Origin of the sequence: Bradyrhizobium sp. BRP23 (assembly GCF_020194135.1) — a bacterium.
Taxonomy (GTDB): domain Bacteria; phylum Pseudomonadota; class Alphaproteobacteria; order Rhizobiales; family Xanthobacteraceae; genus Bradyrhizobium; species Bradyrhizobium yuanmingense.
In genome coordinates this window covers 276,095-290,538 of sequence record NZ_JADYVW010000006.1, presented here as the reverse complement: position 1 = coordinate 290,538, position 14,444 = coordinate 276,095, and the positions used below count along the sequence as shown (strand labels likewise).

The 14,444-nt window shown below is 64.6% G+C and carries 15 protein-coding genes; 8 read left to right on the top strand and 7 right to left on the bottom strand.

Features of this window, described 5'->3' with window-relative positions:
* Positions 1-910: 910 nt before the first annotated feature.
* Together I6F24_RS18940 and I6F24_RS18935 are read right to left on the bottom strand one after the other, a co-directional pair.
* Complete coding sequence (locus I6F24_RS18940) at positions 911-1,753, bottom strand: MoxR family ATPase (RefSeq protein ID WP_036013181.1); 843 nt, start codon at positions 1,751-1,753, stop codon at positions 911-913.
* 105 nt (positions 1,754-1,858) lie between these two features.
* On the bottom strand, positions 1,859-2,104 hold the full coding sequence (locus tag I6F24_RS18935; RefSeq protein WP_036028526.1) for a GlsB/YeaQ/YmgE family stress response membrane protein: 246 nt from the start codon (positions 2,102-2,104) through the stop codon (positions 1,859-1,861).
* 123 nt (positions 2,105-2,227) lie between these two features.
* Between I6F24_RS18935 and I6F24_RS18930 the strand changes: the two genes are divergently transcribed.
* From I6F24_RS18930 to sseA, 3 genes are all read left to right on the top strand, one after another.
* On the top strand, positions 2,228-3,403 hold the full coding sequence (locus tag I6F24_RS18930) for a VWA domain-containing protein (RefSeq protein WP_036028524.1): 1,176 nt from the start codon (positions 2,228-2,230) through the stop codon (positions 3,401-3,403).
* A gap of 130 nt (positions 3,404-3,533) precedes the next feature.
* On the top strand, positions 3,534-3,947 hold the full coding sequence (locus I6F24_RS18925) for a rhodanese-like domain-containing protein (RefSeq protein WP_028179894.1): 414 nt from the start codon (positions 3,534-3,536) through the stop codon (positions 3,945-3,947).
* Positions 3,948-4,085: 138 nt separating this feature from the next.
* Positions 4,086-4,943 carry a 3-mercaptopyruvate sulfurtransferase gene (gene sseA / locus I6F24_RS18920; RefSeq protein ID WP_036028518.1) on the top strand — a complete coding sequence of 286 codons (858 nt, stop codon included), beginning with the start codon at positions 4,086-4,088 and terminating at the stop codon, positions 4,941-4,943.
* Between the two features lie 179 nt (positions 4,944-5,122).
* On the opposite strand, the gene I6F24_RS18915 is transcribed toward sseA, so the two are convergent.
* Positions 5,123-5,893, bottom strand: coding sequence for a hypothetical protein (locus I6F24_RS18915; protein ID WP_050996045.1), 771 nt, complete (start codon positions 5,891-5,893; stop codon positions 5,123-5,125).
* Positions 5,894-6,261: 368 nt separating this feature from the next.
* Here I6F24_RS18915 and I6F24_RS18910 point away from each other — a divergent pair, with 368 nt between their 5' ends.
* Positions 6,262-7,458, top strand: coding sequence for a L,D-transpeptidase (locus tag I6F24_RS18910; RefSeq protein WP_036013287.1), 1,197 nt, complete (start codon positions 6,262-6,264; stop codon positions 7,456-7,458).
* 55 nt (positions 7,459-7,513) lie between these two features.
* On the opposite strand, the gene I6F24_RS18905 is transcribed toward I6F24_RS18910, so the two are convergent.
* Together I6F24_RS18905 and I6F24_RS18900 are read right to left on the bottom strand one after the other, a co-directional pair.
* On the bottom strand, positions 7,514-8,476 hold the full coding sequence (locus tag I6F24_RS18905) for a D-2-hydroxyacid dehydrogenase family protein (protein ID WP_036028514.1): 963 nt from the start codon (positions 8,474-8,476) through the stop codon (positions 7,514-7,516).
* A 131-nt stretch (positions 8,477-8,607) separates the two neighbouring features.
* A complete protein-coding gene (locus I6F24_RS18900) occupies positions 8,608-8,823 on the bottom strand; it encodes a hypothetical protein (protein WP_036028511.1) in 216 nt (71 codons plus the stop codon).
* Between the two features lie 235 nt (positions 8,824-9,058).
* Here I6F24_RS18900 and ettA point away from each other — a divergent pair, with 235 nt between their 5' ends.
* The gene (ettA, locus tag I6F24_RS18895; RefSeq protein ID WP_225149105.1) at positions 9,059-10,708 is read left to right on the top strand and encodes an energy-dependent translational throttle protein EttA; all 1,650 of its coding nucleotides are present in this window, start codon (positions 9,059-9,061) and stop codon (positions 10,706-10,708) included.
* Between the two features lie 7 nt (positions 10,709-10,715).
* The gene (locus I6F24_RS18890; RefSeq protein WP_036028508.1) at positions 10,716-11,942 is read left to right on the top strand and encodes a lytic murein transglycosylase; all 1,227 of its coding nucleotides are present in this window, start codon (positions 10,716-10,718) and stop codon (positions 11,940-11,942) included.
* Positions 11,943-12,119: 177 nt separating this feature from the next.
* Here I6F24_RS18890 and I6F24_RS18885 read toward each other — a convergent pair whose 3' ends face one another.
* Together I6F24_RS18885 and I6F24_RS18880 are read right to left on the bottom strand one after the other, a co-directional pair.
* Positions 12,120-12,401: a hypothetical protein gene (locus tag I6F24_RS18885; RefSeq protein WP_036013199.1), complete on the bottom strand. Its 282-nt coding sequence runs from the start codon at positions 12,399-12,401 to the stop codon at positions 12,120-12,122.
* A 211-nt stretch (positions 12,402-12,612) separates the two neighbouring features.
* Positions 12,613-12,933, bottom strand: coding sequence for a hypothetical protein (locus I6F24_RS18880; protein ID WP_036028505.1), 321 nt, complete (start codon positions 12,931-12,933; stop codon positions 12,613-12,615).
* Positions 12,934-13,533: 600 nt separating this feature from the next.
* On the opposite strand from I6F24_RS18880, the gene I6F24_RS18870 reads away from it, so the two are divergent.
* Together I6F24_RS18870 and bfr are read left to right on the top strand one after the other, a co-directional pair.
* A complete protein-coding gene (locus I6F24_RS18870; protein WP_036013202.1) occupies positions 13,534-13,806 on the top strand; it encodes a (2Fe-2S)-binding protein in 273 nt (90 codons plus the stop codon).
* Between the two features lie 133 nt (positions 13,807-13,939).
* Positions 13,940-14,428 (top strand): bacterioferritin, encoded by a 489-nt coding sequence (gene bfr / locus I6F24_RS18865; RefSeq protein WP_036013205.1) that lies wholly within the window; start codon positions 13,940-13,942, stop codon positions 14,426-14,428.
* Positions 14,429-14,444: the final 16 nt, after the last annotated feature.

Below are 14,444 nucleotides of genomic sequence, written 5' to 3'. Positions count from 1 at the left end.
CGGCCCGTAGCCCGTCGGGCAAAACACCCCGTCACCCCGTCAACCCCTCTCCATAAAATATTCCGCTTTACCGAAATTCGGAATTGCGGCATAGATCGAACCAGCCCGGCTCACGAAAGAGGGGCGGTTCGCGAGTCGTTCGAAACGCGGGCCGGGTTGCGGTGGACGCGGCAGCGTCGGCACGATGGGTGCGGGCAGGGCGGGTAGTCCCTGTGAGCCCGAGGCCGCGTGCAGACGAACGGCGCTGAAGTCCGGCGAAGCCTCTTGGCGAAGCCGGATGAGCTGCGTACGGCAAAACCGTGTGGTCCTGGCCGTCGTTGCTACGGTCAAGCCTCTTGCGGAGATGCGCGCGAGCCCAACCGGGCGGACGGCATCGTCAATTCGCGGGGCGAGGGAGGCCAGAAGGAATTCGGCTCCCGGGAGAGCACGGCATAAGCCGTCCGACCATCGCGCAGGGAAGGCCGAGTGATCGGCGACACCTGTATGCTGCTGTGCGGTTTCTCTGCGTGTGCTTTTCGCGCAGCGGACCGCGGGTGCCCGTCGGCACCCGGTCTTCCCTGCGCCCTCTTTCTTTTGGGGCGACGGAATGAAGCAAAGCTCGGGCGAGATGAGCCGCGAGGCTGCGAAGCTGTGTCTGCAAATTGAATTGCCAGCGGAGAACGACGCCGTTGCTCCTTGCTCCGTCATTGCGAGCGCAGCGAAGCAATCCAGACTGTTTCCGCGGAGGGATTCTGGTTGCTTCGCTGCGCTCGCAATGACGGGATCGGGAGGCTGCTCGCGACACACTCGATATCGTAGGGTGGGCAAAGCGAAGCGTGCCCACGATCTGCATCCATCACGGAGGAATGGTGGGCACGGCGCTATGCGCCTTTGCCCACCCCACGGCACCATGCGACGCGTTACGGCGTGCCTACACTTCCCTTCGGCTCAAGAACGCCAGCCGCTCGAACAGATGCACGTCCTGCTCGTTCTTGAGCAGCGCGCCGTGCAGCGGTGGAATCAGCTTGCGCGGGTCGCGTTCGCGCAGCTGCTCGGCGCTCATGTCCTCGTTGAGCAGCAGCTTGAGCCAGTCGAGCAGCTCCGAGGTCGACGGCTTCTTCTTCAGGCCCGGGACCTCGCGCACCTCAAAGAAGATGCGCAGCGCTTCCTCGACCAGGCGCTTCTTGATGCCGGGGAAGTGCACGTCGATGATGCGGCCCATCGTGTCGGCGTCGGGGAACTTGATGTAGTGGAAGAAGCAGCGGCGCAGGAACGCGTCGGGCAGCTCCTTCTCGTTGTTGGAGGTGATCATCATGATCGGGCGCTGCTTCGCCTTGATCGTCTCGCCGGTCTCGTAGACATGGAATTCCATGCGGTCGAGCTCGAGCAGCAGATCGTTGGGGAATTCGATGTCGGCCTTGTCGATCTCGTCGATCAGGAGCACCGGGCGCTGCTCGCTGGTGAAGGCGTCCCACAGCTTGCCGCGCTTGATGTAGTTCCGGATGTCGGATACGCGCGCATCGCCGAGCTGGCTGTCGCGCAGGCGCGACACCGCGTCGTATTCGTAGAGGCCCTGCTGCGCCTTGGTGGTGGACTTGATGTGCCAGGTCAGAAGCGGCGCGTTCAGCGCCTTCGCCACTTCCTCCGCCAGCACCGTCTTGCCGGTGCCGGGCTCGCCCTTCACCAGGAGCGGACGCTCGAGCACGATCGACGCATTCACGGCGACCTTGAGATCGTCGGTCGCAACATAGTCCTTGGTGCCGGTAAACTTCATTGCTCGTCCTTGTTGGTCGTCGTCGCCGGGCATCGCCAATTTCATGCCCTGGTCACGACAAGCGAACGGCCGCTCGAGGCGGCCGTTCCTGGTTCGGTCAGGCTTTCAGACCCGTTTTATCAGCGAAAGGATGACGAGCACAATCACCGCGCCGATCGTGGCATCGACGATGGCGCCGATTGTGCCCGTTGCCAGCTGGATGTGCAGCTGTGGCAGAACCCAGCTCGCCACCAGCGCGCCGATGATGCCGACGACGATGTTGCCGATCAGCCCAAATCCCGCCCCATGGACAATCTTGCCCGCAAGCCAGCCGGCGATGGCACCGATGATCAGCGCTGCGAGAATTCCCATTGCAAACGTCCCCCAAACAACCCCTCATTGTCGCCAATTCTAGAGCAAAAAGCCTGCCGGTCCAGCGTCCCGCGACGGTCTGCGCCCCTTGACGTTCGCCACCCGACGGGCAATCTGTTACCCATGTTCCTGCAATTCTTCACCTCTCTGCGCGATGCGCAGGTCCCCGTGACGCTGCGCGAATACCTCACGCTGATGGAGGCGCTCGACGCTGACCTTGCGGACTATACGGTCGAGAATTTCTATTACCTGTCGCGCGCCTCGCTGGTGAAGGACGAGCGCAATCTCGACAAGTTCGACCGCGTCTTCGGCACGGTGTTCAAGGGGCTGGAAAGCCTGCTCGACGCCATGGAGAAGGCGGAGATCCCCGAGGAGTGGCTGAAGAAGCTCGCCGAGAAATACCTGACCGAAGAAGAAAAGAAGCAGATCGAGGCCATGGGCTGGGACAAGCTCATGGAGACCTTGAAGAAGCGCCTCGAGGAGCAGAAGGGCCGGCACCAGGGCGGCTCGAAATGGATCGGCACCGCCGGCACCTCGCCGTTCGGCGCGCACGGCTACAACCCCGAAGGCGTGCGCATCGGCCAGGAGAAGAACCGCAACAACCGCGCCGTGAAGGTGTGGGACAAGCGCGAGTTTCGGGATCTCGACGGCAATGTTGAGCTCGGCATCCGCAACATCAAGGTGGCGCTGCGGCGCCTGCGCAAGTTCGCGCGCACCGGCGCGCCCGATGAGCTCGATCTCGACACCACCATTCGCGAGACCGCCAATCACGGCTACCTCGACGTGCACATGCGCCCCGAGCGGCGCAACGCGGTGAAGCTCTTGGTGTTCTTCGACATTGGCGGCTCAATGGATGCGCATATCGAGCAGGTCGAGGAGCTGTTCTCGGCGGCGAAGAGCGAGTTCAAGCACATGGAGTATTTCTACTTCCACAATTGCCTCTATGAGGGCGTGTGGAAGCAGAACAAGCGCCGCTTCACCGACCGCACGCCGACCTGGGACGTGCTGCACAAATACCCGCACGACTACAAGGTCGTGTTCGTCGGCGATGCCTCGATGTCGCCTTACGAGATCATGGTGCCCGGCGGCTCGGTCGAACACGTCAACGAGGAGCCCGGCTCGGTCTGGCTCGACCGCATCATCCGCACCTATCCGCATACGGTGTGGCTGAACCCGGTGCAGCAGAAGCACTGGGACTATTCGGAATCCACCACCATCATCAAGCGCATCTTCGCCAATCGGATGTATCCGATCACGATCGAGGGGCTGGAAGCCGCGATGAAGGAATTGACGCATTGATGCCTCCCGTCGTCATTCCGGGGCGCCCGAAGGGCGAACCCGGAATCCATCGGGCCGCAGTGCATGTAGAGGAATAGATTCCGGGCTCGCGCTACGCGCGCCCCTGAATGACAACAAGAGGGAGAAGCACGTGCCCCAGACCATCACCCGCGGCATCAAGGCGCTGATCGACGAGGCCAATGCCGAGATCGAGACGCTCACCGCCAAGGACGCCATCGAGATCTCCAAGAACGGCGACGTCGTCATCGTCGACATCCGCGATCCCCGCGAGATCGAGCGCGACGGCCGCATCCCCGGCGCCTTCGCCTGCACCCGCGGCATGCTCGAATTCTGGATCGACCCGCAGAGCCCGTACGCAAAACCGATCTTCCAGGAAGACAAGAAGTTCGTGTTCCACTGCGCCGGGGGCTTACGCTCCGCGCTCGCCGCCAAGACCGCGCAGGACATGGGCCTCAAGCCCGTCGCCCACATCGCCGGCGGCTACGCCGCCTGGCGCGATGCCGGCGGGCCCACGGAGAAGTGGGAGCCGAAGAAGAAGGGGTGAGGGCCTTGCCCTCTCCACCCGTCATTCCGGGGCACGCGAAGCGTGAGCCCGGAATCCATTGATCCACAGAGTCTGAGGCACGATGGATTCCGGGCTCGTGCTTCGCACGCCCCGGAATGACCAACGGAGAATGCTTCAATGACCACCGCCACCGACCCCCTCGTCTCCACCGAATGGCTCGCCGCTCACATCGGCGATGCCAACGTCAAGATCCTCGACGCCAGCTTCAAGCTGCCGGGCGTGCTGCCGCTGCCGAAGGACGACTATCTCGCCGCGCATCTGCCGGGCGCCGTGTTCTTCGACGTCGATGCGGTGTCGGATCATTCCAACCCGCTGCCGCACATGTTTCCGAGCGCCGAGCAGTTCGGCCGCGACGTCGGCAATCTCGGCATCTCCAACGCGGACACCGTCGTGCTCTATGATGCCGGCGGCTGGGTCGCAGCGCCGCGTGCGTGGTGGATGTTCCTGTCCTATGGCCACAGCAACGTGCGCATTCTCAATGGCGGTCTGAAGAAGTGGCGCACTGAGGGACGCGCGACCGAGAGCGGCGAGGTCAAGCCGAAGCCGACGACCTTCACGGCGAGCTATGACGCAAACCGCGTGCGCAGCATGCAGCAACTGATCGCCAATGTCGAAAGCCGCAACGAGCAGGTGATCGACGCGCGCGCCGCCGATCGCTTCGAAGGCCGCGCGCCCGAGCCGCGCCCGGGCATCCGCTCCGGTCACATCCCCGGCGCCCGCAACGTGCCCTACAATCTGCTGTTCGACGCCGCGACCGGCGAGATGAAGCCGCTCGACGAGCTCCGCGCCGCCTTCACCAATGCCGGCGTCGAGCTGGATGCGCCGATCGTGACGAGCTGCGGCTCCGGCGTCTCGGCCGGCGTGCTGACGCTCGCGCTCTACCGCCTCGGCATCACCGACACCGCGCTCTATGACGGCTCGTGGTCGGAATGGGGCCAGGCCGGCGGCCCGGCCATCGCGACCGGCCCGGCTTGAGGTTGCAGCCACGATGACGGTGCGCTCCCTCGCCCCGTTCTTACGGGGAGAGGGTTGGGGTGAGGGGCCTCTCTCCACACGATGAGACTATCGACGGACCTGTACCCCCCCACCCGGAATCCGCGCGACGCGCGTATTCCGACCTCTCCCCGCAAGCGGGGAGAGGTGAAGAAGTAAGATCACCGCGTGCGTGCGGTCGTTGTTGTCGCGAAAGCCGGCTGCTGCTGACCGAACGGATCGAGCTGCTGCTGCAGCTGCTGAGGCGGCGGGCGCCGCACCACGCGCTGGCGCTTCTTGGCCTTGGCCTTGCGCTTGGTCGCCTTGCTGTCCGACTTGGTGCTCTCGGCCTTGCTGCTCTCGGCCTTGACCTTCGCCGGCGCGTCCGTCGCCGCTGTGGCGGCGTTCAGCGCAGCGAGCCTTGCGGAGGCGACATCGAGCGCCGCGGCGGCGAGGGTCGGGTCAGCTGGTTCCGGCTCGCTGGCGATTGCGGCAGGCTGGGCCTCGGGAATCCCGGCCGTGGTGTCGGCGGGGGTCAGCGTATCGATGGAAGCCGGCGCTGCGGCCGTCACGGTCGGTTCGGGCTTGGCTGCTTCGATGGCCGGCACTTCAGCCAGGGGCGCGGCGGCCTCGGGCTGGACGTCGGTCTCGGTCGTCAGTGCAGCAACCTGTTCGGGCTCGCTCAGGGGCAGAGCGATGGTCGGCACCTGGTCGCGCAGCGATGGCGTGGTCTCGGCAGGTGGCTCCGGCTCGGTCCGCAGCACCGCGAGCACCGGCTGGGCCGGCTCGGGCGCCTGCGCAAACATTTGCTCCTGCGGCCCGTTCCGCCAGCCGGGGTTGTTGACATATTGCTGATGGGTCGCCCGGAGCAGAGCGGCGGCCCCTAGGCCGAACACCAAGATGGAGGTTGACAGCAGGATCGCGGCAAACAGGAAGCGAAAGCCGGGAAGCATTGAGCGATTGCGAATTTCCGCCCCGGCGGCGGAAGTAGCCGGGGCTCAAGAGCCATCTGAACGCGGTGACGGTACTGCTTGCCGCGTTCGCCACGCGGGATCGGAGCTCAAAAAGGTGGCGAATCAGGCTGATTCGACCATATCGCAACGTCTCCGCATCGTTCCGTTAAAATCGCGGCCGACCATCGCGCCAATCGAAGGCGCGATACGATTTCAGCCCCGTGATGCAACGGGGCAACGGTAGTCTTGCGGATCACAAATCGGCAAGTCCGGCGCAAATAAGCCTGATATGTCTTGAATGTGCCGCTATCTTCCGTCATCTGGCCGTTAACGGTCCGGTCGGGCTTGGGGACTATACAAGAGCGATGATGATCAAACACTTTCTGACGATATGCGCTGCCGCAACAGTCGCTGCGGCGGGAACCTCGCTCGCTCAGGCTCAGAGCTATCCGATCCAGCAGGTGCCAAGCTATGGCGCGCCTGCCGAATATCGGCCCGGTGACCGCATGCCGAATTTCGACGCGCTCGACGAAGACGACGAGGCGATGCCGCATGCCTCGCTGCCCCCGCCCGGTCCGGCCGACGATCCGCGCTACGGTCGTCCGATGGGCGCGCCTCCGGTCTATTCGGCCGCCCCACCCCAAGGTCCGGTGATGTCGCCGGATGATCCGCGCTATGGGCGCCCGGCTGGCGCCCCGCCGGTCTATTCGGCCGCGCCGCAGGGCCCCGTGATGTCGCCCGACGATCCCCGCTACGGCCGCCCCGCCGGTCCGCCGGCGGTGATCTACGCCGACCGTCCGCCTCAGCAATCGCCCGCCAACGATGGCCTGCGTCCGCCCGAGTCTGTGGGCGGTCCCTCCGCGACTGGGACGGTCCAGGCCGGACAGCCGCCCGTGGGCACGGATGGCCGCCCGGTGACCCTGGCCGCGCTGCCGCCCGAGGAGCAGCCCGATGCCGCGCCGGTGCAGCTGCCGCCGAACCTGCGCCGTCAGGAGGTCGCGTTCCAGACCAAGGAGCCGGCCGGCACGCTCGTGGTCGATACGCCCAACACCTACCTCTATTACGTGCTCGGAGGCGGCCGTGCGATCCGCTACGGCGTCCGAGTCGGCCGCGACGGCTTCACCTGGACGGGCGTGCAGAAGATCACCCGCAAGGCCGAGTGGCCGGATTGGCATCCGCCGACCGAGATGATCGAGCGTCAGCCCTATCTGCCGCGCTTCATGGCCGGCGGCCCGGGTAATCCGCTCGGCGCCCGCGCGATGTATCTAGGTTCGACCGTCTACCGCATCCACGGCACCAACCAGCCCTCGACGATCGGCAAGTTCGTCTCCTCCGGCTGCATCGGCATGCTGAACGAGGACGTCTCCGACCTGTTCGAGCGCGTCAAGGTCGGCACCCGCGTTGTCGTGATGCCGGGTGGTCCGCCGCCGGGAACGGCGACGGCCTCCGCTGCGCCGACGCAGAGCGCTGCCGGGCCGGCTCCGATGTCCGCCCAGGCGGGCCCGGTCCCGGGGACGCAGCCCACCGTTGTGCCGCCGCTGCCCGCGCCGGTCACCGTGCGCTGAGGGCCTCAACTCGATGAGATTGCGAAGGGCGTGCCGTCGGCACGCCCTTTTCGTTTCAGGCCAGCTTCCGCGGCAGCTCGCCGCCTTTGGTGAAGGCGTCGATCGCCTCGACCATCTGGCCGTAATGGATGCGCAGACCATCCGTGGTGGCGTAGCCCAGATGCGGCGTCAGCACGAGATTGTCGAGCTTGCGGAAGGGATGGTCGACCGGCAGCGGCTCGACCGAGAACACGTCCAGGCCGGCGCCTGCGATCTTGCGCTGCTGCAAAGCGTCCAGCAGCGCCTGCTCATCCACGATCGGCCCGCGCGCGGTGTTGACCAGGAAGGCCGTCGGTTTCATCCGCGCAAGATCCGCGCGGCTGACGAGGCCACGCGAGCGCTCGCTCAGCACCACGTGGATGGTGACGATGTCGGCCTTGGCGAACAGCTCCTCCTTGGTGGCGTAGCCGACGCCAACAGAAGCGCACTTTTCCGGCGTCAGGTTCGGGCTCCAGGCGATCACGTTCATGCCGAACGCTTTCGCAATGCCCGCCATCTTGCTGCCGAGCTTGCCGAGCCCGACGACGCCGAGCGTCAGCCCTTCGATCTCGACTCCGGCAAATGTCTGCCAGGACTCGCCCGCATGCATGCGCGCGTTCTCTCGGCCGATGCCGCGGGTCAATTCCAGGATCAGGCCCATCGTGAGCGGCGCCGTCGGATCGCGGGAATATTGCGTGCCGCCGATGGCGATGCCGCGCGCTTTCGCGGCCTCGATGTCGATCGCAGCGTTGCGCATGCCCGAGGTCAGCAGCAGCTTCAGCTTCGGCAGGCGATCGAACAGGCTCTTGGGAAACGCCGTGCGCTCGCGCATCGCGCAGATGATTTCGAAGTCGGTGAGCGCACTGGCTGCGGCCTGCTCGGAGGCGAAGGGATGGCTGAACACGGTGACGTCGACGCGATCCGACAATTTCGGCCAGTCGGCGACGTCGAGGGCGAGATTGAAATAGTCGTCGAGGATTGCGCAGCGCAGCCGGCTCATCAGCGTTCATCCATGGCGAGAGGTGAAGGCGCCAGGCGGGCGCCGTCATCGGAACCTGGCCATGGTTTGCGCGCAATCGCGCCGGCGCGCAAGCAGCCTGCGCCTTCAAAAATCCGATAGGAGATCGTCGCTCAGAGGTCGCGGGGCTTCAAGCGAAGCGGTGCATCCATGCCGTGCTTGGCGCGCCAGGCGGGGCCGGGGCCGCGCATGTAATGCAGCTCGGGCCGGTAGGGATTGAAGGCGGTGACGAAGAAGCGCTTCCAGAAGGCCTTGATCTCCGAGGCGAACCCGAAAGTGCGCCCGGCTCCTGCCGGAATGGGAAGCGAATTGGTCTCGATCAGAGCCATGATGCGGCCTCGCTGTGCTCCCCGTTCGTTCTGAGCGGGTGGCGCTGTTTCCGCGCGAAACCGAGCTTTGGCCTGATTTATTAAAAGATGGTTTCAATTGTCCGGATCGGTGGCCGGATGGTTTCCTGACCGTATTCATCCGTGGTGAACGGACGGAAAACGTTGCCCTTTGGGGGCGGGATCGCTACATCGCTGGCGAAGCAAATTTCCTCAAATCGAAGGTTTCACGGGACCGATGGCGCGCCAGTTCATCTATTTCATGCAGGGCCTGACCAAGAGCTACCCGACCCGGAAGGTGCTCGATAACATCCATCTGAGCTTCTACCCGGACGCCAAGATCGGCGTGCTCGGCGTCAACGGCTCGGGTAAGTCGACCCTGCTCAAGATCATGGCCGGTCTCGACAAGGAATACACCGGCGAGGCCTGGGTCGCCGAGGGCGCCCGCGTCGGCTATCTCGAGCAGGAGCCGCAGCTCGATTCCAAGCTGACCGTGCGCGAAAACGTCATGCAGGGCGTCGCCAAGCAGAAGGCGATCCTGGACCGTTACAACGAGCTCGCGTTCAATTATTCCGACGAGACCGCCGACGAGATGACCAAGCTGCAGGACGAGATCGAGGCCCAGGGCCTGTGGGATCTCGACAGCAAGGTCGACCAGGCCATGGACGCGCTGCGCTGTCCGCCCGATGATGCCGACGTGACGAAACTCTCGGGCGGTGAGCGCCGCCGCGTCGCGCTGTGCCGCCTGCTGCTCGACCAGCCCGAACTCTTGCTGCTGGACGAGCCGACCAACCATCTCGACGCGGAATCCGTGTCGTGGCTGGAAGGGCACCTGCGCAACTATCCCGGTGCGATCCTGATCGTCACCCACGACCGCTACTTCCTCGACAACGTCACGGGCTGGATCCTCGAGCTCGATCGCGGCCGCGGCATCCCGTACGAGGGCAATTACTCGTCCTGGCTGGTGCAGAAGCAGAAGCGTCTGGAGCAGGAGGGCCGCGAGGATGCGGCGCACCAGAAGACGCTCGCGCGCGAGCAGGAATGGGTCGCCTCGTCGCCGAAGGCCCGCCAGGCCAAGTCGAAGGCGCGCTACCAGCGCTATGAGGAGCTGCTGAAGAAGGCGAGCGAGAAGCAGACCCAGACCGCGCAAATCATCATTCCAGTGGCCGAGCGGCTCGGCGCCAACGTGGTCGATTTCGAGGGGCTCAGCAAAGGCTTTGGCGATCGTCTCCTGATCGACAACCTCACCTTCAAGCTGCCGCCCGGCGGCATCGTCGGCGTGATCGGTCCCAACGGCGCCGGCAAGACCACGTTGTTCAGGATGATCACCGCTCAGGAGAAGCCGGACTCCGGCACGATCACGGTCGGCGAGACCGTGCATCTCGGCTACGTCGACCAGTCGCGCGACGCGCTCGACGGCAAGAAGACCGTGTGGGAGGAGATCTCTGGCGGCAACGAACTGATCCTGCTCGGCAAGAAGGAAGTCAACTCGCGCGGCTATTGCTCGTCGTTCAACTTCAAGGGCGCGGACCAGCAGAAGAAGGTCGGCGCGCTCTCGGGCGGTGAACGCAACCGCGTCCATCTCGCAAAAATGCTGAAGTCCGGCGCCAACGTCCTGCTGCTCGACGAGCCGACCAACGACCTCGACGTCGACACGCTGCGCGCGCTCGAAGAGGCGCTGGAGGACTTCGCCGGCTGCGCCGTCATCATCAGCCACGATCGCTGGTTCCTCGACCGCATCGCGACGCACATCCTCGCCTTCGAGGGCGAGAGCCACGTCGAATGGTTCGAAGGCAATTTCCAGGACTACGAGAAGGACAAGATGCGCCGGCTCGGCCAGGACAGCATCATCCCGCACCGCGTGAAGTACAAGAAGCTGACGCGGTGATGGCGGCATGATGCGACGGGCGCTCATCGCTGCGGGGATCGTCATCGCCTGCAGCTGGTCGCCCGTCCGTGCTGCCGACGCCGCTTTCACCCAGTTCATCGCCTCGTTGTGGCCGGAGGCCCAACAGGCCGGCGTTTCGCGCGCAACGTTCGATGCGCAAACGCGCGGGCTGGAGCCCGACTACAAGCTGCCCGATCTGCTCTTGCCCGGGCGGCCGGCAACGGGTGCGCCGTCGCAGGCCGAGTTCGTGCAGGTGCCGGCCGACTACGTCAAGGAAGCCTCGATCGCGCGGCTTGCAGGCGAGGGGCAGCGGCTGCTCCAAAAGCATCGTACCTCGCTGGACGAGATCGAGAAGAAGTCCGGGGTGCCGGCGACCGTCATGCTCGCCATCTGGGGCCGCGAGACAGACTATGGCCGGCACACGTTGCCCTACGATCTGGTGCGCGTACTGGCGACGCAGGCCTATGTCGGACGCCGAAAGGATCAGTATCGCAACGAGTTCATTGCCGCGCTCAAGATCCTCGATGAAGGCGTCGTCACGCGCAAGGACATGCGCTCGTCCTGGGCCGGCGCGACCGGCCTCACCCAGTTCCTGCCGTCCGAATATTACAAGCATGGCGTCGATTTCGACGGCGATGGCCGCATCGACATCTGGCACTCGGTGCCGGATGCGCTGGCCTCGGCTGCGCAGCAGCTCGTCAACAAGGGCTGGCAGAGCGGCGTGCGCTGGGCTTACGAGGTGCAGGCGCCGGCGAAGGTCGATTGCACGACGGGCGTGCCGGAGGTGACGAAGCCGATCGGCCAATGGCTGCGCGAGGGTTTTGTCCCGGTACGCGGCCAAAAGCTCAGCGCCGCCGAGCAGGCGCAGCCGGCCTCGCTGCTCCAGCCCGAAGGCATCTACGGCCCGTCATTCCTGACCACGAAGAATTACTTCGTCATCAAGGAATACAATTTCTCCGATCTCTACGTGCTGTTCGTCGGCCACCTTGCCGACCGCATGACAAACCCGCTGCCGTTCGCGACGCCATGGGCGGCCTCGAAACAGCTGCGCACCAAGGACGTCGAGACCATGCAGCGCGAGCTGACGCGGATCGGGCTCTACAAGGACAAGATCGACGGCAAGGCCGGCATGCAGACGCGTGCGGCGCTTGGCGCCTATCAGAAGTCGGCGGGCCTCAAGCTCGATTGCTGGCCGAGCGAAGAGGTGCTGCGTTCGATCCAGGCGGCGCGATAGAGCATGATCCGGAAAAGTGTGAAGCGGTTTTCCGAAAAGATCATGCTCAAACAATAACCTAAAGCGCGATGACGCTTCATCCTAACCGCATCGCGCTTTAGCGTGCGCAAACAAAAAGCCCGGCCGATGCTCTCGGCCGGGCTTACCGATCGCGGCGCGCAGCGCCAGGCGATCAGATCAGTAGCAGACGCGAACCGGGCGGCTGACCCAGCCGTAGCCGTCCCAATAGCGCTCGCGGCGCCAGTAGCAGGGCGCGGGCGGCGGGGGCTCGGCGATGTAAACGGGGCCGCCATAGGCCGGACGGCTGGAGGCGATTGCGCCGCCGACGATGGCGCCGCCGATCAGGCCGGCTGCGATACCGGCGCCGACGCCGTCATGGGCCTTCGCGGACGGAGCGGCGGTCACCAGCGAACCGGCGACCGTCGCGACCGTGAGGGCGGCAACTAAAGTCTTGTTCATGCTCTTGGCTCTCCTGGGAGATGGGTTCCTCCTGCTAGAGGCGCCCGGGTTTCAAAGGTTCACGCACACTCTGATGGAATTGGCCTTGCAGCTAGGAAGCGCGCAAATGGTCAATCCACGGTAAACGCACACGGAGCTGTGACGAGAAAAAGCGGTCTTTTTCAGGCCCTGAGATGAACGGCGCATCCGTAGTGAACCGGCTTGGCGCGCCTCAGCCGCAGACTCGGACGCGACGGACGCGCCAGGCATAGCCATCCCAGAAGCGCTGCTTCTGCCAGACGCAGCCGCCGTAATAGTCGTCGGCAACATAGCCTGAACCCGGGGCGTAGTAGCGCGGCGGGTAGTAGCCCGGCCCATAGTAGCCATAGCTAGGCCCGTAATAATACGGAGAAGCCAGCGCGCCGCCGACAATGGCGCCGCCGATGATCCCGGCGGCCACGCCTGCCGCGACACCGCGCTGGGCATGGGCCGGCGTTCCGGCCGTCAGGGCCAGAATGGCGACGGCAGCGACCGCCAGGAGCGACTTCTTCATTGCTTGACCTTTCAGACGAACACGCGGGAACCTTTGGGCCGCAAGGTTCCATATTCCGCTTGAATGATCAATGAACGGCACCTTTGCCGGAGACGACCAATTGGTATGGGTCCCACCGGGAGACGATGATGGGCAACGCGATGGTTAATGCTTTGATTGCGGCCGGGATCGTTTTCGCGGTCGGCTACGGCTGGATCGCACATCTCCAGAACCGCGCACGGCGCTCCCGCGCTACCGCCGGCAGCCACGGAGGGAGTAGCGGGGAGAGCACCTATTCCGGGACGAATGACGGCTTCTCGCTGGGAAGCTGGCTTTCCGGCGGCAGTTCGGGGAGCTCTGGCGACGGCGCAAGCTGTTCCAGCAGCGATAGCAGCAGTAGCGGCGGCGACTGCGGAGGCGGTGGCGACGGCGGAGGAGGAGGCGGCGGCGGCGGCGACTAGTGGGCTACAATCTTGATCCAGCGCAAGAGCTTGATTTAGAGCCGTTCTAGGCTTTGATCAGGCCAGTTTGGAATAGCTTCAAATACCTGTTTTTCCTTTTGCATCCGGCCGGCCTGTTAAATATCGATGATGGCGCATCACCGAAGGGCCTGCCGCTTCCATGATCGTTTGTTCCTGTAACGTGCTGAGCGATGATGATATCCGCGCCGCCGTCGCCGAGTCCGACGACGCCGTGCGGCATGCCAAACAGGTCTATGGCTGTCTCGGCTGCAGCGCCGAATGCGGGCGCTGCGCCCGGACGATCAAGAGTATCATCGACGAAGCGCTCGGCCCCTGTGCGCAGTCCTGCTGCGCCGGCTGCCCGCATAGCCACACCGTGGCCGCCAACGACGAGACCGCCGAACCCGCCGAGTTCGCCCTCGCGGCCTGCTGAAAACTTCCGCAATTCCGGCTGAGCTTTTCCCCGGCTGGGTTCCCGTAGCCGGTTGCTCTCGCTCGCAAAGTGATTTAGAAGCGTTCTAAACTCGGTTTGGGACCGATTTGGACTGCAAGAGCTGGAGTGAACCATGCAGGGCGACGCAAAAGTCATCGACTATCTCAACAAGGCGCTGCGTCACGAGCTGACTGCGATCAATCAGTACTGGCTGCATTACCGCTTCCTCGACAATTGGGGCCTGCTGGACATGGCCAAGGTCTGGCGCAAGGAATCCATCGAGGAGATGGAGCACGCCGACAAGCTCACCGAGCGGATCCTGTTCTTCGACGGCTTTCCGAACATGCAGGTGCTCGATCCCCTGCGCATCGGCCAGAACGTCAAGGAGATCATCGAGTGCGATCTCGCCGCCGAGATGAGCGCGCGGGCGCTCTATCAGGAAGCGGCGACCTACTGTCACAGCGCCAAGGACTATGTCACACGCGACCTGTTCGAGAAGCTGATGAGCGACGAGGAGCACCACATCGACTTCCTCGAGACCCAGCTCGATCTGATCGGCCGCATCGGCCTCGAGCTCTACACCCAGAAGCATGTCGGCGGGCTCGAGGGCGAGGGGCACTAAGCTCGGGCCCGGCTCC

Bases quoted from the DNA above. Each gene is read 5' to 3' on its own strand.
- I6F24_RS18930 (WP_036028524.1), top strand. From the start codon at position 2,228: ATGTTCCTGCAATTCTTCACCTCTCTGCGCGATGCGCAGGTCCCCGTG.
- sseA (WP_036028518.1), top strand. From the start codon at position 4,086: ATGACCACCGCCACCGACCCCCTCGTCTCCACCGAATGGCTCGCCGCT.
- I6F24_RS18885 (WP_036013199.1), bottom strand. From the start codon at position 12,401: ATGAACAAGACTTTAGTTGCCGCCCTCACGGTCGCGACGGTCGCCGGT.
- I6F24_RS18910 (WP_036013287.1), top strand. From the start codon at position 6,262: ATGATCAAACACTTTCTGACGATATGCGCTGCCGCAACAGTCGCTGCG.
- I6F24_RS18905 (WP_036028514.1), bottom strand. From the start codon at position 8,476: ATGAGCCGGCTGCGCTGCGCAATCCTCGACGACTATTTCAATCTCGCC.
- I6F24_RS18870 (WP_036013202.1), top strand. From the start codon at position 13,534: ATGATCGTTTGTTCCTGTAACGTGCTGAGCGATGATGATATCCGCGCC.
- I6F24_RS18940 (WP_036013181.1), bottom strand. From the start codon at position 1,753: ATGAAGTTTACCGGCACCAAGGACTATGTTGCGACCGACGATCTCAAG.
- I6F24_RS18935 (WP_036028526.1), bottom strand. From the start codon at position 2,104: ATGGGAATTCTCGCAGCGCTGATCATCGGTGCCATCGCCGGCTGGCTT.
- I6F24_RS18880 (WP_036028505.1), bottom strand. From the start codon at position 12,933: ATGAAGAAGTCGCTCCTGGCGGTCGCTGCCGTCGCCATTCTGGCCCTG.
- I6F24_RS18890 (WP_036028508.1), top strand. From the start codon at position 10,716: ATGATGCGACGGGCGCTCATCGCTGCGGGGATCGTCATCGCCTGCAGC.
- I6F24_RS18900 (WP_036028511.1), bottom strand. From the start codon at position 8,823: ATGGCTCTGATCGAGACCAATTCGCTTCCCATTCCGGCAGGAGCCGGG.
- I6F24_RS18915 (WP_050996045.1), bottom strand. From the start codon at position 5,893: ATGCTTCCCGGCTTTCGCTTCCTGTTTGCCGCGATCCTGCTGTCAACC.
- bfr (WP_036013205.1), top strand. From the start codon at position 13,940: ATGCAGGGCGACGCAAAAGTCATCGACTATCTCAACAAGGCGCTGCGT.
- ettA (WP_225149105.1), top strand. From the start codon at position 9,059: ATGGCGCGCCAGTTCATCTATTTCATGCAGGGCCTGACCAAGAGCTAC.